Consider the following 20,912-nt stretch of genomic DNA (forward strand, 5'->3'; position numbering starts at 1 on the left):
CGATGCCGCCGCGGACGGGTCGGCTAGACTGTCCTTCCGGCCACCGCCTCAGTACGGCAGGTAGCTGCAACACATCAGTGTTGCCTGTCGAACCGTAGGAGACACGACCATGCCGGCAATCGTCCTCATCGGCGCCCAGTGGGGTGACGAGGGAAAGGGCAAAGCAACCGACCTGTTGGGCGGTCGGGTGAACTGGGTGGTCCGTTACCAAGGTGGCAACAACGCCGGTCACACCGTGGTGTTGCCGAACGGTGACAACTTCGCGTTGCACCTGATCCCCTCCGGCATCCTGACCCCTGGCGTGACGAATGTCATCGGCAACGGCGTCGTCGTGGATCCCGGCGTGCTGCTGGACGAACTGGCGGGGCTGGAAGAGCGCGGCGTGGACACCTCCGGCCTGCTGCTCTCGGCCGACGCGCACCTGATCATGCCCTACCACGTGGCCATCGATAAGGTCACCGAACGCTTCCTCGGCAACAAGAAGATCGGCACCACCGGGCGCGGCATCGGGCCGTGCTACCAGGACAAGGTCGCGCGCGTCGGCGTGCGCGTCGCGGACGTGCTGGACGAGAAGATCCTCACCCAGAAGGTCGAGGCGGCGCTGGAGTTCAAGAACCAGGTGCTGGTCAAGATCTACAACCGCCGGGCGCTGGATCCCCAGCAGGTGGTCGACGAGGTGCTCACGCAGGCCGACCGGTTCTCCCATCGGATCGCCGACACCAGGCTGAAGCTGAATCTGGCGCTCGAGCGCGGCGAGACCGTGCTGCTGGAGGGCTCGCAGGGCACCCTGCTGGACGTCGACCACGGCACCTACCCCTACGTCACCTCGTCGAATCCGACCTCGGGCGGCGCGGCGGTCGGGGCGGGCATCGGACCCAACAAGATCAACACCGTGCTCGGCATCTTGAAGTGCTACACGACCCGGGTCGGTTCCGGCCCCTTCCCGACCGAGCTGTTCGACGAGTTCGGCGCCTACCTGGCCAAGACCGGCGGCGAGGTCGGCGTCACCACCGGCCGCGCCCGCCGTTGCGGCTGGTTCGACGCGGTGATCGCGCGCTACGCCACGCGGGTCAACGGCATCACCGATTACTTCCTCACCAAACTGGACGTTCTATCCAGTCTGGAGACGGTGCCGATCTGCGTCGCCTACGAGGTCGATGGTGAGCGAGTCGAGCAGATGCCGACCACCCAGACCGAATTCCATCACGCGAAGCCTATTTTCGAGCAAATGCCCGGCTGGTGGGAGGACATTTCCGGCGCGCGCGCCTTCGAGGAATTGCCCGCGAACGCCCAGGCGTACGTGTTGCGTTTGGAGGAGCTCTCCGGGGCCCGTATCTCCTGCATCGGCGTGGGTCCGGGCCGGGATCAGACCATCGTCCGCCACGACGTGCTCGGCTAGAACCTGTTCGAATTTCGCGCGGTCCAGCGGAGATTCGTGGACATCACCACACATTGGCCCCATCTATCGTGCTCGCTCGGCTTCGATCATGATCGGTGAAGAACTACAGTTAGAGCATGGCTCGGAACTGGCCGATGATCGAGCGCGAAAGCGAATTCGAGGCAATCCGCGCGGCACTGACCGGTCCGGAGCACGTCGGGGTGGTACTGACCGGCGATGCGGGCGTGGGTAAGACCACCCTGGCCCGGCATGCCACCTCCGCGATCGGCGGCAACGTGCGCTGGGTCGCGGGCACCGAGTCGGCGCGCAGCATCCCCCTGGGCGTGTTCGCGCACATGGTGGGCGTCTATACGGCGCACGACCCGGTCACGTTCATGTCGGCGGCGCGCGAGGCGTTGCTCGCCGACGGGGACACGGTGATCGGCGTGGACGACGCGCATCTGCTCGATCAGCTCTCCGCCACATTGCTGCTGCAGCTGGCCATCGACAAGGCAGCCCACATCGTGGTGACCGTTCGCAGCGGAGTCCCGGTGCCGGACGCGGTCACCTCGCTGTGGAAAGACGGCCACCTGACGCGCATCGATCTGCGCCCGTTCACCCAGCGCCAGAGCGTGGAGCTGGTGGAGTCGATGCTCGGCGGGCAGCTCGAGGGATTCACCGCCAATCTGATGTGGGAGTCCTCCGCCGGAAACCCGTTGTTCCTCCGGCATTTGGTCGAGGGAGCGCTGGAGGCGGGCACGCTGCGCCAAGTCAACGGCGTGTGGCAGCTGCGCGGCCGCGCAGCGGTGACCTCCGAGCTGGCCGCGCTGCTGGAGGACCGGGTCGAGCAGTTGCCCGAGCCGGTGCTGCGGGTGCTGGAACTGCTGACCTTCTGTGAGCCGATCGATCTCGACGTCCTCGCCGAGCTGGCGGGCGAGGACGCGGTGGAAGCCGCCGAAACCCGCGGCGTCATCCGGGTCGTGGAGAATTCCCGGGATCTCATGGTGCGCTACAACCACCCGCTGTTCGGCGAGGTGATCCGGCGCAGGCTGGGCATCGCCTCGGCGCGGCGTCTGCGCGGCAGGCTGTACTCGTCGCTGAAGGAACGCCCGATCAATTCCGCCGCCGACCGCATCCGGCTGGCCGAATTGGCCCTGGACAGCGACAAATCCGCCGATCTGGAGTTGTTCGAGGCCGCCGCCGCCGACGCGATCGGATTGGCGAATCTGCCGTTGGGGGAACGTTTCGCGCGGGCGGCGGTGGAGCGGCGCGGCGGTGTGGAGTCCGCCGACCTGCTGGCCCGCGCCCTGCTGTGGCAGGGGCACCGGATCGAGGCCGAGCGCACCCTGGCCAGCTTCGACCCGGACCAGCTCGACGAGGTGCAGCTGGCGCGCTGGGGCAGCACCCGGGTGGCGAACCTGTTGTGGGCCATGGGTGACGCCGACCGCGCCGACGAGGTGCTGAAACTGGTGCGGAGCAAGGTGCGTCATCCCAAGATCGCGGCCATCTTCACCGGTCTGGCGTCCGCGAGCGCGGTCAACGAGAACCTGGTCGAGAACGCGATCGCCGAGGCGGAAACGGTCATGTCCGCCGATGGCGCGCCGCCGTGGGCGGTGTGGTGGGCTTCCTTCGGCGGCGGCTTGGCGTTGGCGTTGATGGGCAAGGGCGCAGCGGCCAGGCAGTACGCGGCCCGTGGGCACGAGGTGGAAGGCCACATCGACGGGCTCAACCGTTTCATGTCCACGCACGCCGAGGTGCTCGCCCTGACCTTCACCGGCGACCTGGAGGAGGCGCGACGCTGCGCCGGGGCGTTCGTCGGCTACTCCTCACCCGGCCAGTACCTGGCCTGGGGCATGTCGAAGATCCTGCAGGGCACCGTCGACGTGGCGCAGGGCCGGTTTCAAGACGGCATCGAGAATTTGGAACAGGCGCTGGCCGCACTGGCCGCCGAGGGCGCGGCCGCCTGGATGTTCCCCGCGCGGATCCGTTTGGCCGAAGCTTATTCGGCGCTCGGGCGCGCCGCCGAAGCCGCCGAGTCGATCATGCACGCCACCGCGCGAGGCGGCAGGCACAGCGCGGTGTACGAACCGCAGCTGGAAATCGCGCGGGCCTGGCTGTCGGCCGCCGAAGGCACCGTGACCCCGGCCATCCGGATCGCGGTGAGCGCCGCCGACTCGGCCGCCCGCTCACATCAGCACGCGATCGAAGCCATGGCACTGCACACGGCGGCCCGGTTCGGCGATCATTCCGTGGCCGGACGACTGGCGGACCTGGCCGCACGCCTGGACGGGCGGCTGGTGCAGGTGCAGGCCCGGCACGCGGTGGCGCTCGCCGACCACGACGGCCCCGGACTCGACGCGGTAGCAGCGGATTTCGAGCGCATCGGCGTGATGCTGTCGGCTGCCGACGCCTCGGCGCAGGCCGCGTCGGCACACGAGCGAGCCGGGGACCGGCGCAGATTGCTGGAGTCCGCCGCCACGGCCAACCGGCTCGCCGCCGCCTGCGGCGGAGCGAGTACCCCGGCGTTGCGACAGGCCGCGCAGCCGCTGCCGTTGACCGCCCGGGAACGCGAGATCGCGAATTTGGTGGCGGCGGGCTTGTCCAACCGGCAGATCGCCGACCGGCTCACGGTCTCGGTGCGCACGGTGGAAGGCCATCTGTATCGCGCCTGCATCAAGATGGACGTCACCGATCGCGAGTCCCTCGGAGCACTGATGCGCGGCGAGTCCGGGAGCGGGTGAGTGGTCGTGCGATCCACCCTCGTGATGTGCGTGCTGGCGGCCGCGGCGGTCCTGGGCGCCGGATGCTCGGACGGCCGGCCCGGACCGGCCACCAGTTCGGCGCCTCCCTCGGCGACGGTGGCGTCGAAGACCGAGACGCCTCAGGAGCGCAACGCGCGGATCAGGCAGAAACTGATCGAACTCGGCTGCTCGTCGAACGCCTGCATCCAGACCTACTTCGGCTGCGCGGACGGCTACATCACCGGAGAAGCTTGCGAATTCTTCCGCGCGCACCCCATAGAGTGAGCCGCCCTACTCGGCATGCTGCTCGACACCGGTGAGGAACGAACCGGCGACTGGGGCCAGGAGCTTGATATCCGGGTTGTGGCTGAGTCGGGGGATCTCCTGGAATACGGCGTCGGGAAGAACCGCGGCGATGGCGCGGGCTCCCTTGCGGAGTAGCGCGTCACTCTTGCCGCCCGCGATGACCAGCGTGGGAACACCGACCCCGGACCAATCCTCGGCGCGCAACGGCTCTCCGCGCATGAAGTCACGCATCACCGCCCAGTCGTGCGCGGTGGACGGTGCGGTGGCGCGCAGATCCTTCCAGAAGGGGGTCAGACGCATGGCCGCGACCATGACACGCGGCATCCCCATAGCCTTGGTCATGTACAACCGCACGGTGTCACCGCGGCGGTCGGCGGCGATCAGTTCGTGCAGCCGTATCTCCAGGTCGGCCTGGGGCACGAATCCTTCGCGGTCGACCACGAAAGGCGGCTCGAATGCGACGACCTTCGTAATGCCCCGCACCCGGCCGGACTCGGCGGCGCGGAGCGCGAGCGCGGCGCCTGAGGACCAGCCGAACAACGCCGCCGTGCCACCCGCGGCCTCGACCAACGCGGCGATGTCATCGATTTCCCGGTCGACTTCGTAGACGCCAGGCGAATCCGCGCTGTCGCCGCGGCCACGCCGGTCGTAGTTGATCACGGTCAGGTGGTGCTGCTCGGCCAGTGCCGAGGCCAACTCGACCATCTTGGGGAATCGGCGGAAACCGAAGGCGCCGCCGATCAGTATCACGACTCCGTTGTCGCCGCCGACGTGCCGGTCGAACGCGATCGCGGTACCGTCGGCCGAGGTCACAGTCTCCATCGTTTGCTCACTTTCTTTCCTATCGGGCGGGTTCCGCCGATGCTTCGCTCATAGGGACGAAGCGAACTCCACGAATTCATCGGAGCGTGGGATCCGCGGGACTGCGAGCGGCCGGATCCGGCGCTGTACGGGGCCGGTACCGGCGCCTGGGTTGCTCAGAACAAAGTGGGCTCGCCGAATCCCGATGTGCGCTCGATGGTCAGCAAACGCTGCTTGGTGTCGATGCCGCCTGGGGCGGAGAAGCCGTGTAGTGCGTGATCGGCGGCGAGTACGCGGTGGCACGGGATGATCAGCGGAATCGGGTTTCGGCCCAGAGCCTGCCCGACCGCTTGGGCAGCACCGGGTGCGCCGACGCGGTCGGCGACCTGACCGTAGCTGAGCGTGTGGCCGGGGTCGATGGCGCGGGCGACAGCGTAGACGGCACGGTGGAACTGCGGAATGCCGCTGGTGTCCAGGGCGATCCAGCGCAGGTCGTCGAGTTCGCCCGCCAGGTGGGCGCGAATGCCTGCGATCGCCTCTGCGATGGCGTCGGCGGGTGGTTCCTCGAGGATCTCCGCGTCCGGGTGTCCGGCGCGACGGCGCGTGATGCGCGCGCGAGTGGCCGCCGGGCTCGCCTCGGGGAGTTGGAATCGGATCACCCCTTCCGAACTCCATGCGATCGCGCAGCAGCCGATCGTCGTGTCGAACAGCGTCGCGGCGGCGTGGCGGCCGGAGGCTCCAGGCTCGGTAGCGGAACCGGTGGTCTCCGTCGCCGGTGGCTCGGTCGCGGCGGCGAGCCGAGTGGCGTCACTCATGAGCCAAGTTTGCACCGCGGGACCGACAAGTACGCAATGAGCAGGCCAGTTTCACAAGTGGCCTTGTATCAGTATGTGTCGCGACGATCGCGTGCGGCGTCGACGTGCTGGGTCACGTGGCGGTACACGGAGTGCCGCCCCCACTGGCCTGGTATGGGCGCAGTGTGGCTTAGCGGGGCGCTTGGTTCGTACGCGGCACGAAGTCGATTCCGCGCGTTTCGCGCGGCTCCTTTCAGCCGGGCAAGCCTTGGTCCGGCACGTCGCCACGGCCGTAGACGGCGGTGAGATCGGAGTATCGCCGCTGGTGGTCGTAGTACGACAGGCTCTGGTGGGACACCGGCATGCCCGGGTGGAAGCGTTCGAGCCGGAAGGCGCGCTCGTCGTTCCTCGGCGCGAATCGGTGGATCAGGTAGCCGAAGAGGGCGACAATGAGCAGGGTGGCGAGGGCGGTCATGTCCGTCAGCGTGCGCGCCACTGGCCTTGCCAAGAAATATCCAATCGGCCGATACTGGACCGCATGGCGACGAGAGTGATCGGCGCGGGCAGTCTGGCCCGCGATCTGGGCCGCTGGCGGCAGGCGCACGACGGTGGTCCGGATGCGGCCGGGCGGCGGTCCACCCGCCCGGCGTATCTCGCGCTCGCCGAAGGCATCCGGCTGCTGATCCACGACGGTCGCGCACCACTTGGTGTCGCGTTGCCCAGCGAACGCGATCTCGCCGCCACCCTCGGGGTCAGCCGCACGACCATCACCTCCACTTACGCGTTGCTGCGCGAGCACGGCTACCTGATCAGCCGCCAGGGATCGCGCAGTACGGTGGCACTGCCCCGGGACGTGCAACACGACGGCGTCAAACCGGCCAGGAGCATCCTGGCGATGATGGCCGCGCCCGAGCTGCCCACCATCGACATGACCTACGCCGCGATGGCCGCCCCGCTGGAGATGCAGGAGGCGTATTCCGCTGCCCTGGAGGGGATTCCGGCCTACTTGGGGACCCACGGCATGGACCCGGTCGGTGTGCTCGCGCTACGCGAGGCGATCGCCCGCCGCTACACCGAGCGCGGGTTGCCGACCGAACCCGACCAGATCCTGGTCACCCTCGGCGCCCAGCACGGTCTGCGTCTCCTGCTGAACGTGCTCACGGCGCCCGCGGCCCGTGTGCTCATCGACCATCCGACCTATCCGAACGCCATCGAGGCGATCCGCGACGTCGGCGCTCGGCCGGTGCCGGTGCCCTTGCGGCCGGAGGACCCGGCGGGCGGCTGGGATCTCGACGGAATCCGCAGTGCCGCCCGGCAGACCGCCGCCGGCTTGGCCTATCTGGTGCCGGACTACAACAACCCCACCGGCCTGCTGCTCGACGCCGAGGGCCGCGCCGAACTGGCCGCCATCGCCAGGGATACCAGGATGACCGTCGTGATCGATGAGTCCATGGCGGATCTCGGCCTCGATGGCGGCCTTCCGCCGCCGCCGGTCGCGTCCTTCGCCAAGGGCTCCGAGATCGTCACCATCGGCTCGGCCTCGAAATCGTTCTGGGGCGGTCTGCGCGTCGGCTGGATCCGGACCAACCAGGCGCTGATCACCAAGCTGCTCGGCATCCGCTCCACGGTCGACCTCGGCACCCCCGTCATGGATCAGCTGGCCACCGTGCACCTGCTCGAGCACGCGGACCTCATCCTCGACCGCCGGCGGGACCAGCTGCGTTCCCAGCGTGCGGCCCTGCTCGACACGCTCGCCGAGGAACTGCCGGACTGGCGCGTCACTGTCGGCGCCGGCGGCATGTCGGTGTGGGCGCAGCTGCCGACCTCGGTCTCCACGGCGCTGGCAGCCACGGCTCCCAACCACGGCGTATTGCTCGCGGCCGGGCCCCGATTCGGCGTGCAAGGCGCGTTCGAACGGTTCCTGCGGCTGCCCTTCACCCATCAGGAGCCCGAATTGCGATTGGCGGTCAAGGCCATCGCGTCCGCCTACGCCGCGCTGACGCCGCGCGCGGTAGATCCGCTGACGCCGTTGACCTGCTACTGAGAGGATTTCGCGTTCGTTTCTGCCGAATTGGAGCGGGGAGAGCCTCCGCCGGCGGCACTTCCCCTCCGAGCGCCGCCGGGCACGATCGGCCGGCCACCCCTCGGGGCTGGCCCTCCTCGTGCTCGGGCAGCGTGCAGAAAGCTCGCACGGCGCCGAGGCCTCCAGCTCGAGCGGCGGTCAATAAGCGGACCGGAAGGATGTCCGGGGCATCCGCTGTTCTCGGAAGCCACCTGCTCGCGGACAGTATGGCAGGCGCAGCGCCGAACTGTCGAACCGGTTGGTTTGTTACAACTTTCAATCAGCCTCGCTCGGGCGGGATGCCGCGCCGCGACACCCCGCCGCGTGCTCAGTCGATCCAGACCGACTCGATCGGGGTCGCGGTGGTGGGCGGCGGGGTCGGAATCCCGTTCGGAGTGCGCGAGAATCGCGGGGCCGGGGCGTGCTGGGTGATGTCATCCAACTCGAGCAACGAACCGCGGGCCGCGATGTGCTCGTTGCGCGTGGCCTCCTCGAAGGTGAGCACCGGCGAGACGCACGCGTCGGTGCCGACGAAGATCTCGGTCCACTCGTCGCGCGTCTTGGTCCGGAAGCGTTCGGCGAACAGCTTTTTCAGCGTGTCCTGCCCGGCGGGGTCGAGCTGGAAGGGCAGGCCCTCCGCGTCGATCTCCAGCCCGGTCAGCAGCTGGGCGTAGAACTGCGGTTCGATCGCGCCGACCGCCATGTACTTGCCGTCGGAGGTCTCGTAGGTGTCGTAGAACGACATTCCGGTGTCGAGCAGGTTCACGCCCCGCTCATCGGACCAGACGCCGGCGCCGCGCATGCCCCAGATCATGTGCGAAAGGGCAAGGGCGCCATCGACCATGGCCGCGTCGATCACTTGGCCCTTGCCGGACTGCTGCCGTTCGACCAGCGCGGCGAGGATGCCGAACACCAGGAACATCGAACCGCCGCCGAAATCGCCCACCATGTTCAACGGCGGGACCGGGCGCTCGCCCTTGCGGCCGATGGCGTGCAGCACGCCGGTGATGGAGATGTAGTTGATGTCGTGTCCGGCGCGGTCGGCCAGCGGGCCCTCTTGGCCCCAACCGGTCATCCGTCCGTAGACCAGGCGGGGATTGCGGGCGAGCGCGTCGTCCGGGCCGAGGCCCATCCGCTCGGTGACGCCGGGGCGGAAGCCCTCTATGAGCACGTCCGCCTTCTCGATGAGGCCGAGTACCTTCTCGATGTCGGCGGGGTCCTTGAGGTCGGCCTCGACGATGGTCCGGCCGCGCAGCTGAGGGCGGTCGAACCCGCCGGGCAGTTGACCCGCACGCTGCACCCGCACCACGTCGGCGCCGAGATCGGCGAGCAGCAGCGCGGCGTGCGGGCCAGGGCCGATACCGGCCAACTCGATGACCTTGATGCCCGCGAGCGGGCCCTTCTCGGCGGTGGATGGAATGCTCACGCCCTACCTCGGTTCGTCGTTGATCCAGCGCACCGAATGGACGGTGCGTCCTCCCGGACGCGACCGGGAGGGGTGTATTGACAGTATGACAATAACGCTGCGGCCGGAGCCGGGTCATACACGAACACCCTGTGACGCCAGATAGGCGACGGGCTCGACGGCGCGGCCGTTGCGCCGCACCTCGTAGTGCAGGTGTGGGCCGGTGGAGTTGCCGGTGGATCCGACCGCGCCGATCACGGTGCCCGCGGAGACTCGCTGGCCGGTCTGGACCCGGATGCTGCCCGGGGTCTGGTGGGCGTAGATGGTCTCGGTGCCGTCGGCGGAGCGGATCCGAACCTGATAGCCGTAGCCGTCGCCGAAGTTGCCCGCCTTCACCACGGTGCCGCCGGTGGCGGCGTAGATGGGCGTGCCTGCGGGGGCGGCGAGGTCGAGCCCACCGTGGTGTTTGCCGCCCCGGGGACCGTAGTGCGAGCTGATCCGGTATTTCCCGGGGTCGATGGGCGAGCGGGGGCGGCCGTCGCCCGGCAAGGCGCTTGCGAGCCTCCTGTGATTCCCGGCTATGCCGTTGAGGTATTGCGCGGTGAGGCGGTCGACCATGGCGGCGGTTTCGGTCGCCTTGGCCTGCCCGCCCCGCACTATGGCCTGAGCCTTGCGCAAAGCCTCGGAGAGTATCTGGTGTACCTTCCGCTGACCTTCCTTGGTGTAGGCGCTGGGCCCGAGTTCGGCCAGTTGTACGTTGACCTCCCGGATCAGCCGGACCACCGCTTTCCGGTCGGCTCGGTTGTCCCCGGCCAGGCCGGCAATGTAGCGCGCGAGGTCGTTGTCCAGATTGTTGAACGCCTTCGCCGCGTTCTTCTGGTACAACGCTCGCGCCTTGATCGCTGTAGCTCCCGCGCCCGAACCGACCGACCCACCGGGTCGTGCGCCCAGACCCGCGGTGCCCGCCGCGTCGCCGTCGGTGCCGTACAGCGCCTCCAGCTTCTTCAACGCGTCCAGGGCTTGTTGCGCCTCCGGAGTCAGCGCGGCCGCATTGGCGGCGGTGGGGGTGGCATTCGTCCCGCCCGCACCCGCGCCGGATCCGCCGCCCGCGAGGCCGGCGAGCGCCTGCGCCAGCATCGGCAGTGCCATCATGGCCATCGATCCGGCCATCAAGGCGGTCGGGGCGATGGCCGCGATCATCTCCGGATCGATCCCGGGGGGTGGTGGGGCGGGCTCCCCGTCCGGTGGTGGCGGGGCGCCGTTCGGCGGCGGTGCAGCGCCCCCGGGCGGCGCCACCACGCCACCGGGCTGCGGCGCCACCGTTCCGCCGGGGACCGCGGTGCCGGTAGCCGGTGGCGGTTGCGCGCCATTGGGTGCCGGAGCGGCGGGGGTGGGGGCGGAAACGGGCTGCGCGCGTGAGTTCGACGTGGGGGCTGCGGGGGCTCCACCGGGCGCGTGTCGTGCCAGATCGGCGAGGACACGGGCTGTCTGGGCGGCGATGTCGGAGTCTTTTCGCTCAGACGCGGAGGTCGCGGGCCCCGGGGCGCTGGTCGAGTCTTCGACAGCGCCGCCCTCGGGAGCTGCCTCGCCATCCACGAGGTGAGTCGCTTCCCCGCTAGTCACGACCACCTCCGCATGCCCACACGCCCATCCGGCACGCCTCTCAACCAGCGCTGTTGCCGAGATCGATTGTGCCGCTCGATTTCACCGCGCGGTCCTCACCACTGGGAATCGCGAGACGCCATCCGCCGGAAGCCGGCACTACCGAGCAGGACCGAAGGATGCCAGCCGGTTGTCCAACCGATGTCGAATTCTCCGGATGCCGGGTGCCTGGGAGCCGGGCAGCAAGGGACCCGGATATCGGCTGCGGAGTTCGCTGACCGATTCCTGCCCGAGACCGTCCTCCACCTGACGGAAGTCGGCGCGGATTCGCGGGTCGAGACGATACGGGTCCGATACCAGGCGATATCCGACGATTCGCCGGAGCCGGGCCAGTTCCGCGCGTACCGTGACCGCCTTTCCGCCGGTCCCGTACAGCTCTTCGGCCAACAGCGCCGCGGTCAGTCCATCGGGATTGTCGAGCAGCAGAACCACCAGCTCGCTGTGCCGAGGACTGAGTTCATGGACGACGCCGTCCATCCACAACAGGGCGCGGGCGCGGCCCAGTGTGCTCACGCGCGGCGCCCGTTCGCCCGAAACGCTGCCCGCCAGAGCGCAGACCGAGAACGGTCCGCCCGGCGCGAGCCTTTCGAGCACCACGCGACGACCGTCGGGCAGTTCGGTTTCGCCCTCGACCAGTGGTGCGGGCCAGACGTCGGGCAGCCAGCCGCGAGGCGACGCGTGCAACAGCCGGCCGTCGTGTGACAGCAGGGCGCCACGGTCGCCGAGCCGGCTGAGGACACGATCGAGGTAGCGGGTCCGTATCTCGGCGTCATGCCGCCAGGTGAGCGAACGAAGATGCGCCTCGGCCAGCCGCGCCGCCGCCGTGACCAGAGGCAACGCCAGGGCATTCGGGTCGCGCAGTCGGCAGGTGACGTCGACGACGCCGATCACCGCGCCGCCCACGGGATCCCTGATGGGGGCTGCCGAGCAGGTGAAGTCCGCGGCGACCGACAGGTAGTGCTCGGTGCCGCGGACTTGGAACGCGCGCCCCAGCGCCAGAGCGGTGCCAACGCCGTTGGTCCCCGCTTCGGTCTCGTGCCAGCGCGCTCCGGGGACGAGATTGGCTCGTCCCGCCGCTCGTCTGGTCGCGGGATCGCCCTGCACCCACAGCAGATGCCCGTCCGCGTCGGCGCCGAACAGCACGTGGCCCGGTTCGAACGCGGCGCCCTCGAGGCTCGCGAACAGGACCGGCCAAACGGAGGCCATCCGATGATTCCTGCGCCAGGTGCGCACCTCGTCGTCGGTCAGGCCGACCTCGGGGAGATGCCGGTCCGGATGCAGGCCGCGACCTCGGGCGCGATCCCATGAGGCGCGCACGTCCGCACGCGTCGAGTGTGTCTGCCTTGTCACCAAAAGCGTGTGCCTCGTGGTATTCGGATCGGCCGCGGTGTCCTACCGCCCGGAGACGTCCCGGCGTCGGGACCAGACTAAGGACCGCGCCGTCGCCCTGACAACGAGTCGCGCTGCGCTGCAACGTTGATGCAACCCCCGACCGGTGCCTTTCCACGGCGACGAATGCGCGCCATCGTGTGCGAAACCGTTGCTCGTGGACTGGAGGTTGTCGATGCCGTACTTCGAACTGCCCGATGGTGTGCCGATGTACTACGAGGATCACGGGGCCGGGCGGCCGGTCGTGCTCATCCACGGATGGACCATGAACACCACCTTCTGGACGCAGAACGTGCCCGCCCTGGCAGAGCGAAATCGGGTGATCAATCTCGACCTTCGCGGGCACGGCGCCTCCGGGAAGACCGACGACGGGCACACCCTCGCGCAGTACGCACGGGACATCCGCAGTCTGCTCGAACACCTCTCGCTCGAGGACGTGTGCTTGGTCGGCTGGTCGATGGGCACCGCGGTGATCCTCGCCTACATCCAGCAGTTCGATTGCGAGCGGCTGGATTCGGTGGTTTTCGTGGACCAGTCGCCGCGGTTTCTCGACGCGCCGGGCTGGGACTTTCCGCTCCAGGGCGGCTACTCCCAGAGCGATCTCGCGGTTTTCGTGCAAGCGGTGAAGCACGCGCGGCCGTCGGTGATCAAGCCGTTCATCGCGGCATGCTTCGCCGACACCCCGCCACCGGAGGTGATCGACGCGGTGTACGCGGAGACGGCGAAAACGCCGACCGCGGCGGCCTGCGCCATCTGGTACGACATGGCCTTCGCGGACTTCCGGCAGGTCCTGCCCCAGGTCACCGTGCCCGCACTGCTGATCTACGGCGCGCAGAGCAAGATCTTCCCCGGTCCGCTCGACGAATGGCTCGCGGCGCGATTGCCGAACGCGAAGGCGGTGCGCTTCGAGCACAGCGGTCATGCGCCGTTCTCGGAGGAACCGGAGCGCTTCAACGAAGCACTCGCCGAGTTCCTCTGAGCGGGCGGAATCTCATGACGGCTCCGCGGGGCAGGCCACTATAGGCTGCACGTGTGGAAGCGCTCTCTGATCAGGGGTGGTACACCCTTCTCGCCGCCCTCGCGATTCTGGTCGGCCTCGTCGGGATCGTCGTCCCGATCCTGCCGGGCGTCATCCTGATCTTCGCCGCGATCGCCGTCTGGGCCTTTCTGACCGGAGGGGCCACGGCCTGGACGGTTTTCGCGATCAGCACGCTGCTGCTGGTGCTCTCCGGGGTCGTCAAATACACCTGGCCGGGGCGCAAGATGAAGGACGCGGGAGTGTCCAACCGAGCGGTCCTGCTCGGCGCGATCCTCGGCGTCGTCGGCTTCTTCGTCATTCCGGTGGTCGGCCTGTTCATCGGTTTCGTGCTGGGCGTGTACCTTTCGGAACTCCAGCGGCTGCGCGTCAACCAGCAGGCCTGGCAAGCGACGGTACACGCGCTGAAGGGCGTCGGCCTGTCCATCCTGATCGAGCTCTTCGGCGCGCTGCTGGCCATCGGTGTCTGGATCGTCGGCGTCTTCGCCGTCTGAGCGCTACCGATCGATGGCGGGGAACGGAATGGTGTCTCCCGCACGGCTTCCCGGGAGTTCGTCGCGGTGCAGCCGGAGAGTCGGCGGTTCCGGGCGGTACAGCGGCAGCGTGGGGGCGGGATCGTCGCTGACGGTGCGCTCCCGGGCCGGAAGCCGGTAGAACGCGCGGGCGTTGTCCTCCAGCACCGCGTGCATGTCGGTGCCCACCACATCACAGAGCAGATCGACGTCCGAGTCCCGGAACGGGCGTCCGGCTCGGGTGCCGGGCAGATCGGTGCCGAACATCAACGCTTCGGGATTCACCGCGTGGATACGGCGCAGCGTGTCGGCGACGTTCATCGCGACCCGGCCGAAACCCGTCGCCTTGACCTTGGCTCCGCGGTCGACGAGATCGAGCAGGAAGGGCACGCCTTCCGCGGACATGCCCAGGTGGTCGACCGACAGCGCGGGCAGCTTGGAGATGACCGGTTGCAGCGAAGCCAGCATGGTGCCGTCGATGTAGACCTCGACGTGCCAGCCTGCCAGCTCGTAGGCGCGCAGCGCCTGCAACGTCATCCCGGTGATGTCGGTGGCCGCGCGCTTGAGGTTGAACCGCAGCGCGCGCACACCTACCCGGTCCAGTTCGAGGATCTCCTCGTCGGTGGCGTCCAGATCGAGCCGGGTGACGCCGACCCAGCCCTCGCCGAGTTCGGCGAGGGCGGCCTTCAAATAACTCTGGTCCGTGCCCTGGAACGACCCGCTGACCACCGCGCCGCCTCCGATGTCGTATCGCGACATGCGCTTGCGGTAATCGGCGATGGTGAACGGATCGGGCAGGTAGCCCTCGTTCTCGGCCAGCGGAAACCGCGGGTCGAAGATGTGCAGGTGGGCATCGAACACTTGTACAGAATGCCTCAGTGTCGGAATTTCCGCTGCCACAGCGGGGGTGCGGCGGTGGCAGCGGCGTCGGTCACCGCGGTGTGATCAGACCTTGTGCGGCTCGCTGGCGCGCAGCATGTCCTCGCGCTCGACGACCTTGACCCGCTCGCGGCCCTCCGGCTCGCCGAGCGAGCGTTCGTGCGCGTCGAGGCGGTACCAGCCTGCCCAGGTGGTGAACGGAATGCCCTTGCTCTCCAGGAACTCGGTGACGGCCTCGGGCTCGGGTTGCTCGGCCGGGGCGAAGCCGGGAGCGTCGTCCAGCAGGCAGGCGATGGTCTCGTTGGCGTCGCCCTTGGTGTGGCCGATCAGGCCGACCGGGCCGCGCTTGATCCAGCCGGTGACGTAGGTGGCGGGCAGGTAGCGCTCGGCGCCGTCGGCGTTCTCGTCGGCGATCACGCGACCCGCCTCGTTCGGCACGGTGCCCGCCTGGTCGTCGAACGGCAGCTGGGTCAGGTTCTGCGACAGGTAGCCGACGGCGCGGTACACCGCCTGCACGTCCCAGTCCTTGAACACGCCGGTGCCCTTGACGTTGCCGGTGCCGTCGAGCTGGGTGCGCTCGGTGCGCAGGCCGACGACCTTGCCGTTCTCGCCGAGCACTTCGGCGGGGGATTCGAAGAAGTGCAGGAACAGTTTGTGCGGCCGGTTGCCGACGTCGCGGATGGCCCACTGCTCGAGGGTGTTGGCGACCATGTCGACCTGCTTGGAATGACGGCGCGCGGCTTCGGAGCCCTCGTCGTAGTCGATGTCCTCGGGGTCGACGATGACTTCGATGGTGGGGGAGTGGTCGAGCTCGCGCAGTTCCAGCGGGGTGAACTTGGCCTGGGCGGGTCCGCGGCGGCCGAAGACGTGGACCTCGACGGCCTTGTTCTCCTTCAGGCCCTTGTAGACGTTCGGCGGGATCTCGGTGGGCAGCAGCTCGTCGCCGGTCTTGGCCAGCACGCGGGCGACGTCGAGCGCGACGTTGCCGACGCCGAGGACCGCGACCTTCTCCGCGTCCAGGGGCCAGGTGCGGGGGACGTCGGGGTGGCCGTCGTACCAGGAGACGAAGTCGGCGGCGCCGAAGGAGCCGTCGAGATCGATGCCGGGGATGGGCAGCGCCCGGTCGGCGTTGGCGCCGGTGGAGAAGATCACCGCGTCGTAGAAGGCCCGCAGGTCGTCGAGAGTGATGTCGGTGCCGTAGTCGATGTTGCCGAGCAGGCGGACCTGCGGCTTGTCCAGCACCTTGTGCAGGGCGGTGATGATGCCCTTGATCCGCGGGTGGTCGGGCGCGACGCCGTAGCGGATCAACCCGAACGGCGCGGGCATCCGCTCGAACAGGTCGATGCTCACCTCCGCATCGGACTTCATCAACGCGTCGGCGGCGTAGATCCCAGCCGGCCCGGCGCCCACGATCGCGATGCGCAGCGGGCGGGTCCTCGCGGTGTGCGCGTCAGGCCCGGAGGAGGAAGCCTGCGTCACCACGGAGGGCTCGCGCACACCGCCATCCGATACTTCACTCTGTTCGGTCATCTCTTTACGCGCACCTTTATGGTCGAAACAATTAATGACGTCTGGGCTTAGCTTAGGCTAAGTTGACGCACCGGCTCGGTCGCACCCGTCCGGTGCGGACGCCGGCGTTGCCGGCTCGTGGCTGCACGGTGCTCCGTTCGCCGCGGCGATGAGCTGCCGATTCGCTATGACAGCAGGCCGCCGTCCCGCGATTCTATCGGGATGGTCCATACCGCCCCGCGTCGGTGCGTGAACTCGGCGGATGCCATCGCATGTCACATTCCTCGCTTACCCGCTCCCGCGCCGCCTATCGCGCCCCGCCCGCAGCTGGTCCGCGCCGCCACTGTCTCGAGCCGGGGCCGAGCGCTCGATACCGGCGCCGACCAGGGATCATCGAGCCATGACCGAACAGCAGCCGACCGCGGGCGAGGACGAGATCATCCGGGTCGATCAGACCGACAAGCGCTCCGCGGCCCCGTTCGTCGCGGCAGCGGTGGTCGCGGTGATCGTGCTGATCGCGATCGTGCTCGGTGGCGTGCTGTCGCCCGCTGAGAAAAATGTCACAGAAGCCGACCGCATCGTGGCGGCCGTGCGCAACTTCGTCGACGGCTCCAACCGGAGCGACATCGTGCCGCCGCCCGGCACCGCGTGCCAAGGATTCGACGCCGACCGCTCGCCCCTGGCGGGACAGGACGGCGCCGGAAAGCCCGTCGAGATCGCGAAAATCGACCCGCCGATGGTGGACGGCGACCGGGGCAAGGCGACCGTCACCACGACGGTGGACGGCAGGGCGGCCACCTCCACCTGGATTCTCACCAGATCCGGCGACAAGTGGCTGGTCTGCACCTGAGCGTTCCCGCAGTGTGAGCCATCGTTTGACACGATGACCCGGGTCGGTGCAATCTCAGTCGAAGGTCATGAGAACCAGTGTCAAGCCCCGGCATTACTGGTCGGCAACCCTCCTCCGCGGTGGGGTGCTCCGGGTGACGACCTGGCGGCGCCTCGGTCCCGGGCGCGGCAAGTGCGGATTCGCAGGAGGTGCACATGAGTTATGCCGGTGACATCACTCCGCAGCAGGCATGGGAACTGTTGCGGGACAATCCCGACGCCGTCCTCGTGGACGTGCGGACAGAAGCGGAATGGAAGTTCGTCGGCGTCCCCGACACGAGTTCGATCGAACGGCCGACCGTGCTGATCGAGTGGGTCGATTCCACGGGCGCCCGCAACGAGGCCTTCGTCGAGCATTTGAAGCAGGCGCTCGACGGCCACGACCCCGAGGCCCCCGTCGTCTTCCTCTGTCGCTCCGGTCAGCGTTCGGTGGGCGCGGCGATCGCCGCCACGTCGGCGGGCTACCGCACCTCTTACAACGTGCTCGAGGGCTTCGAAGGCCCTCTCGACGAATTCGGGCATCGCGGCGGCGCCGGCTGGCGCGCCCTCGGACTGCCCTGGCGGCAGTCGTGATCACCGGCGGCGCGTTCGACAAGCCGCTGCCCGACGGCGTCGGCCCCGCGACGCTGGGCGTGCGCGGCGGGCTGCGGCGCTCCGGTTTCGAGGAGACCGCCGAGGCGCTCTATCTGACCTCCGGCTTCGTCTACGAGAGCGCCGAGGCCGCCGAGGCCGCGTTCACCGGCGAGGTCGAGCACTTCGTCTACTCCCGCTACGGCAACCCGACGGTGGCCATGTTCGAGGAGCGGATGCGCCTGATCGACGGCGCCGAAGCGTGCTTCGCGACCGCGAGTGGCATGTCCGCGGTGTTCACCGCGCTGGGCGCGCTGCTGAAGGCGGGTGACCGGCTCGTCGCCGCGCGCAGCCTGTTCGGCTCGTGCTTCGTGGTGTGCAACGAGATCCTGCCGCGCTGGGGCGTGGAGACCGTCTTCGTCGACGGCGAGGACCTCGACCAGTGGGAGCAGGCGCTGTCGGTGCCCACCCAGGCGGTGTTCTTCGAGACGCCGGCCAATCCGATGCAGACCTTGGTCGATGTGCGCCGGGTGACCGAGCTGGCGCACGCGGCGGGCGCGAAAGTCGTGCTCGACAACGTGTTCGCCACTCCGCTGCTGCAACGCGGCTTCGAGCTCGGCGCCGACGTGGTGGTCTACTCGGGCACCAAGCACATCGATGGGCAGGGTCGGGTGCTCGGCGGGGCGATCCTGGGCGCGAAGGACTACATCGACGGTCCGGTGAAAACGCTGATGCGTCATACCGGCCCCGCGCTGAGCCCCTTCAACGCGTGGACGCTGCTCAAGGGCCTCGAGACGATGCCGCTGCGGATACGCCATTCGGCGGAGGCCGCCCTGCGTATCGCCCGCTTCCTGGAAGATCATCAGGCGGTCAGCTGGGTGCGCTACCCGTTCTTGGCGTCGCATCCGCAGTATGCCCTGGCCACCAGCCAGATGAGCGCGGGCGGCACCGTGGTTACCTTCGAGCTCAACGCCCCCGAGCACGAGGCGAAGAAGCGCGCTTTCGAGGTTCTCAACCGGTTGCGCGTGGTCGATATCTCCAACAACCTCGGTGACGCCAAGACCCTGATCACGCACCCGGCGACCACCACGCACCGCGCCATGGGCCCCGAAGGCAGGGCCACCATCGGTCTGACCGACGGCGTCGTCCGTATCTCGGTGGGCTTGGAAGACGTCGAAGACCTCCTCGCCGATCTCGAGCACGCCCTCTCCTGATCCCGCCGCGCGCGGGCAAGGGGTCAGGGGAATCTCGGGCAGCTGTGCGGCGTGTCAGGAGCGCCGTTCCATCTCGGCGAGATGGGCGATGTTGGCCTGGTCGTCGGGGGCGGAGCTGGGTTCGGTCGTGAACCACGCGTCCAGTATTTCGCGGAGTTCGGCGCTGGAGGTCGAACGCAGACTCAGGGCCAGGACGTTGGCGTCGTTCCAGGTGCGGGCGCCGGCCGCGGTCGAGGCGTCCGCGCAGAGGGCGGCGCGGACGCCGGCGACCTTGTTGGCCGCGATCGAGGCGCCGGTACCGGTCCAGCAGCAAACGACGGCCTGATCGGCCCGGCCGGAGGCGACGTCGCGGGCCGCCGCTTCGCTTGCCCACGCCCAGTCGTCGCGTTCCTCGTCCGATAGCGCGCCGTGCGGCACGATCTCGTGGCCGCGCTTGCCCAGCTCCTCGACCAGCTCCCGAGCCACCCCGGCCCACTCGTCCGCCGCCACCGAGATCCGCATGCACTCAGCGTAGTTCCCGGTTCGCCCAGGCGTCGTGCTTCCTACCCGGCGTTCGACGGCGCTGCGAGGATTGACAGTATGTTGTCAATTATGACAGGATACTGTCATGACCACGAAGACAGTGCACATGGCCGTTTACGACACGCTCGCCGACTGGGAGGTGGGCGCGGCCACCGCGCACATCAACAAGTCGAGCTGGCATCGGGAGCCGGGAACCTGGCAGGTGCGGACCGTCGGCCCGACGGCGGAACCGATCACAACGATGGGCGGGATGCGCATCGTGCCGGACCTCGTGCTCGCCGATCTCACGCCCGCCGACAGCGCGATGCTGATCCTGCCGGGCGCCGAGACCTGGGAGGGGCCGGAGCTGGAGCCGTTCGCCCACAAGGCGCGCGAGTTCGTGGACGCGGGTGTTCCGGTCGCCGCGATCTGCGGGGCGACGTTCGGCTTGGCCGAGGCGGGCCTGCTCGATACGCGCAGGCACACCAGCAATGTCGCGGAATTCCTGCTCTACAGCGGGTATTCGGGCGCCGAGCACTATGTCGACGAGCCTGCCGTCACCGACGGGGACGTGATCACCGCCAGTGCGAGCGCGCCGTTCGAATTCGCGCGCGAGGTGCTCGGCAGGCTCGGGGTGTACGAGCCGCATGTGCTCGACGGCTGGTACCGATTGTTCGCCCACGCCGATCCGGCCGGGTGGGCGGTGCTCGCGGAGTACGACGCGCAGCATGCGTGAGCGAGGGATATCGGAGGCTCGGCATGACCGGTGAACAGGAGCTGTTCGCCACGGCGGCGATCACGTCGTTCCGTTTGAACGGTCAGTTCCTCGCGGTGGCCGAGGAACTGGCGCGACCGGCGGGTCTCACCGCCGCTTGGTGGCAGGTGCTGGGCGCGGTGTTGCGGACGCCGCTGCCCGTCGCCGGGATCGCCCGCGAAATGGGCATCACCCGCCAGAGCGTGCAGCGCATCGCGGATCTGCTGGTGGACAAGGGACTGGCCGAATACCGTCCCAACCCCGCGCACCGCCGCGCGAAACTCGTCGCAGTCACCGACGCGGGGCTGGCCGCGGTCCGCCGCATCGACCCGCAGCACAAAGTGATGTCCGAACGGCTCGCGGACGAACTCGGCCCCGAGCAGCTCGTGCGCACCGTCGAGGTGCTCACGAAGCTGTCCGCCGCGATGGACGCGATCACCACCGACGCCGACTGAGGGCGGGATTTCCTCGAATGGCTCGGACGCAGAAGGAATCACGCATCACGGCCGAT

19 protein-coding genes, 1 pseudogene and 1 riboswitch are annotated in these 20,912 nt (G+C 68.7%); of the genes and pseudogenes, 11 read left to right on the forward strand and 9 right to left on the reverse strand.

The genetic code is table 11. The features are described 5' to 3' along the window. The first annotated feature begins 109 nt into the window (after positions 1–109). The 3 genes from M8859_RS07595 (at position 110) to M8859_RS07605 (ending at position 4,404) form a co-directional block, all read left to right on the forward strand. Positions 110–1,399, forward strand: a complete 1,290-nt coding sequence (locus M8859_RS07595) for an adenylosuccinate synthase (protein WP_159921990.1) — start codon at positions 110–112, stop codon at positions 1,397–1,399. 116 nt (positions 1,400–1,515) lie between these two features. After that, complete coding sequence (locus M8859_RS07600) at positions 1,516–4,119, forward strand: LuxR C-terminal-related transcriptional regulator (RefSeq protein WP_195069685.1); 2,604 nt, start codon at positions 1,516–1,518, stop codon at positions 4,117–4,119. A gap of 6 nt (positions 4,120–4,125) precedes the next feature. Next, positions 4,126–4,404: a hypothetical protein gene (locus M8859_RS07605; RefSeq protein WP_195069684.1), complete on the forward strand. Its 279-nt coding sequence runs from the start codon at positions 4,126–4,128 to the stop codon at positions 4,402–4,404. Positions 4,405–4,410: 6 nt separating this feature from the next. On the opposite strand, the gene M8859_RS07610 is transcribed toward M8859_RS07605, so the two are convergent. The 3 genes from M8859_RS07610 to M8859_RS07620 all read right to left on the reverse strand — a co-directional run bounded on the left by M8859_RS07610 (position 4,411) and on the right by M8859_RS07620 (position 6,495). Next, entirely contained in the window at positions 4,411–5,247 is an 837-nt protein-coding gene (locus M8859_RS07610; protein WP_159921984.1) for an alpha/beta fold hydrolase, read from the reverse strand. A 155-nt stretch (positions 5,248–5,402) separates the two neighbouring features. Beyond that, positions 5,403–6,041, reverse strand: coding sequence for a methylated-DNA--[protein]-cysteine S-methyltransferase (locus M8859_RS07615; RefSeq protein ID WP_159921982.1), 639 nt, complete (start codon positions 6,039–6,041; stop codon positions 5,403–5,405). A 232-nt stretch (positions 6,042–6,273) separates the two neighbouring features. Beyond that, entirely contained in the window at positions 6,274–6,495 is a 222-nt protein-coding gene (locus M8859_RS07620; protein ID WP_195069683.1) for a hypothetical protein, read from the reverse strand. 63 nt (positions 6,496–6,558) lie between these two features. Between M8859_RS07620 and yczR the strand changes: the two genes are divergently transcribed. Next, positions 6,559–8,064, forward strand: coding sequence for a MocR-like transcription factor YczR (yczR, locus tag M8859_RS07625; protein WP_159921978.1), 1,506 nt, complete (start codon positions 6,559–6,561; stop codon positions 8,062–8,064). A gap of 346 nt (positions 8,065–8,410) precedes the next feature. On the opposite strand, the gene M8859_RS07630 is transcribed toward yczR, so the two are convergent. From M8859_RS07630 to M8859_RS07640, 3 genes and pseudogenes are all read right to left on the reverse strand, one after another. Further along, positions 8,411–9,508 (reverse strand): CaiB/BaiF CoA transferase family protein, encoded by a 1,098-nt coding sequence (locus M8859_RS07630; protein WP_159921976.1) that lies wholly within the window; start codon positions 9,506–9,508, stop codon positions 8,411–8,413. Positions 9,509–9,622: 114 nt separating this feature from the next. Then, positions 9,623–11,110: a peptidoglycan DD-metalloendopeptidase family protein gene (locus M8859_RS07635; protein WP_249644050.1), complete on the reverse strand. Its 1,488-nt coding sequence runs from the start codon at positions 11,108–11,110 to the stop codon at positions 9,623–9,625. Between the two features lie 138 nt (positions 11,111–11,248). Beyond that, positions 11,249–12,508: pseudogene (locus M8859_RS07640) on the reverse strand (GAF domain-containing protein); the annotation flags it as partial. Positions 12,509–12,713: 205 nt separating this feature from the next. Between M8859_RS07640 and M8859_RS07645 the strand changes: the two are divergent. Both M8859_RS07645 and M8859_RS07650 read left to right on the forward strand, forming a co-directional pair. Further along, positions 12,714–13,517: an alpha/beta fold hydrolase gene (locus M8859_RS07645; protein ID WP_195069679.1), complete on the forward strand. Its 804-nt coding sequence runs from the start codon at positions 12,714–12,716 to the stop codon at positions 13,515–13,517. A gap of 53 nt (positions 13,518–13,570) precedes the next feature. Continuing rightward, positions 13,571–14,068 (forward strand): DUF456 domain-containing protein, encoded by a 498-nt coding sequence (locus M8859_RS07650; protein ID WP_159921968.1) that lies wholly within the window; start codon positions 13,571–13,573, stop codon positions 14,066–14,068. 3 nt (positions 14,069–14,071) lie between these two features. On the opposite strand, the gene M8859_RS07655 is transcribed toward M8859_RS07650, so the two are convergent. Both M8859_RS07655 and M8859_RS07660 read right to left on the reverse strand, forming a co-directional pair. Then, positions 14,072–14,947 (reverse strand): amidohydrolase family protein, encoded by an 876-nt coding sequence (locus M8859_RS07655; RefSeq protein ID WP_159921966.1) that lies wholly within the window; start codon positions 14,945–14,947, stop codon positions 14,072–14,074. A gap of 84 nt (positions 14,948–15,031) precedes the next feature. Next, positions 15,032–16,495, reverse strand: a complete 1,464-nt coding sequence (locus tag M8859_RS07660; protein WP_249644051.1) for an FAD-dependent oxidoreductase — start codon at positions 16,493–16,495, stop codon at positions 15,032–15,034. A gap of 379 nt (positions 16,496–16,874) precedes the next feature. Here M8859_RS07660 and M8859_RS07665 point away from each other — a divergent pair, with 379 nt between their 5' ends. From M8859_RS07665 to M8859_RS07675, 3 genes are all read left to right on the forward strand, one after another. Next, entirely contained in the window at positions 16,875–17,324 is a 450-nt protein-coding gene (locus M8859_RS07665) for an Rv0361 family membrane protein (RefSeq protein ID WP_159921964.1), read from the forward strand. Between the two features lie 63 nt (positions 17,325–17,387). Next, a riboswitch (SAM riboswitch) is annotated at positions 17,388–17,504 on the forward strand. A 14-nt stretch (positions 17,505–17,518) separates the two neighbouring features. Continuing rightward, the gene (locus tag M8859_RS07670) at positions 17,519–17,935 is read left to right on the forward strand and encodes a rhodanese-like domain-containing protein (protein ID WP_159921962.1); all 417 of its coding nucleotides are present in this window, start codon (positions 17,519–17,521) and stop codon (positions 17,933–17,935) included. Continuing rightward, positions 17,932–19,146: an O-succinylhomoserine sulfhydrylase gene (locus M8859_RS07675; protein ID WP_159921960.1), complete on the forward strand. Its 1,215-nt coding sequence runs from the start codon at positions 17,932–17,934 to the stop codon at positions 19,144–19,146. The genes M8859_RS07670 and M8859_RS07675 overlap by 4 nt, the downstream gene beginning before the upstream one ends. A gap of 54 nt (positions 19,147–19,200) precedes the next feature. Here the strand turns inward: M8859_RS07675 and M8859_RS07680 are convergent, their stop codons facing one another. Next, on the reverse strand, positions 19,201–19,647 hold the full coding sequence (locus tag M8859_RS07680) for an RpiB/LacA/LacB family sugar-phosphate isomerase (protein ID WP_159921958.1): 447 nt from the start codon (positions 19,645–19,647) through the stop codon (positions 19,201–19,203). A gap of 106 nt (positions 19,648–19,753) precedes the next feature. On the opposite strand from M8859_RS07680, the gene M8859_RS07685 reads away from it, so the two are divergent. Both M8859_RS07685 and M8859_RS07690 read left to right on the forward strand, forming a co-directional pair. Next, positions 19,754–20,383 (forward strand): type 1 glutamine amidotransferase family protein, encoded by a 630-nt coding sequence (locus tag M8859_RS07685; RefSeq protein WP_159921956.1) that lies wholly within the window; start codon positions 19,754–19,756, stop codon positions 20,381–20,383. A 23-nt stretch (positions 20,384–20,406) separates the two neighbouring features. Beyond that, complete coding sequence (locus M8859_RS07690) at positions 20,407–20,856, forward strand: MarR family winged helix-turn-helix transcriptional regulator (protein ID WP_159921954.1); 450 nt, start codon at positions 20,407–20,409, stop codon at positions 20,854–20,856. Positions 20,857–20,912: the final 56 nt, after the last annotated feature.

The sequence above is a fragment of the Nocardia sputi genome, from assembly GCF_023501985.1.

Bases quoted from the DNA above. Each gene is read 5' to 3' on its own strand.
- M8859_RS07665 (WP_159921964.1), top strand. From the start codon at position 16,875: ATGACCGAACAGCAGCCGACCGCGGGCGAGGACGAGATCATCCGGGTC.
- M8859_RS07610 (WP_159921984.1), bottom strand. From the start codon at position 5,247: ATGGAGACTGTGACCTCGGCCGACGGTACCGCGATCGCGTTCGACCGG.
- M8859_RS07615 (WP_159921982.1), bottom strand. From the start codon at position 6,041: ATGAGTGACGCCACTCGGCTCGCCGCCGCGACCGAGCCACCGGCGACG.
- M8859_RS07645 (WP_195069679.1), top strand. From the start codon at position 12,714: ATGCCGTACTTCGAACTGCCCGATGGTGTGCCGATGTACTACGAGGAT.
- M8859_RS07670 (WP_159921962.1), top strand. From the start codon at position 17,519: ATGAGTTATGCCGGTGACATCACTCCGCAGCAGGCATGGGAACTGTTG.
- M8859_RS07620 (WP_195069683.1), bottom strand. From the start codon at position 6,495: ATGACCGCCCTCGCCACCCTGCTCATTGTCGCCCTCTTCGGCTACCTG.
- M8859_RS07600 (WP_195069685.1), top strand. From the start codon at position 1,516: ATGGCTCGGAACTGGCCGATGATCGAGCGCGAAAGCGAATTCGAGGCA.
- M8859_RS07690 (WP_159921954.1), top strand. From the start codon at position 20,407: ATGACCGGTGAACAGGAGCTGTTCGCCACGGCGGCGATCACGTCGTTC.
- M8859_RS07660 (WP_249644051.1), bottom strand. From the start codon at position 16,495: ATGACCGAACAGAGTGAAGTATCGGATGGCGGTGTGCGCGAGCCCTCC.
- M8859_RS07685 (WP_159921956.1), top strand. From the start codon at position 19,754: ATGACCACGAAGACAGTGCACATGGCCGTTTACGACACGCTCGCCGAC.
- yczR (WP_159921978.1), top strand. From the start codon at position 6,559: ATGGCGACGAGAGTGATCGGCGCGGGCAGTCTGGCCCGCGATCTGGGC.
- M8859_RS07595 (WP_159921990.1), top strand. From the start codon at position 110: ATGCCGGCAATCGTCCTCATCGGCGCCCAGTGGGGTGACGAGGGAAAG.
- M8859_RS07680 (WP_159921958.1), bottom strand. From the start codon at position 19,647: ATGCGGATCTCGGTGGCGGCGGACGAGTGGGCCGGGGTGGCTCGGGAG.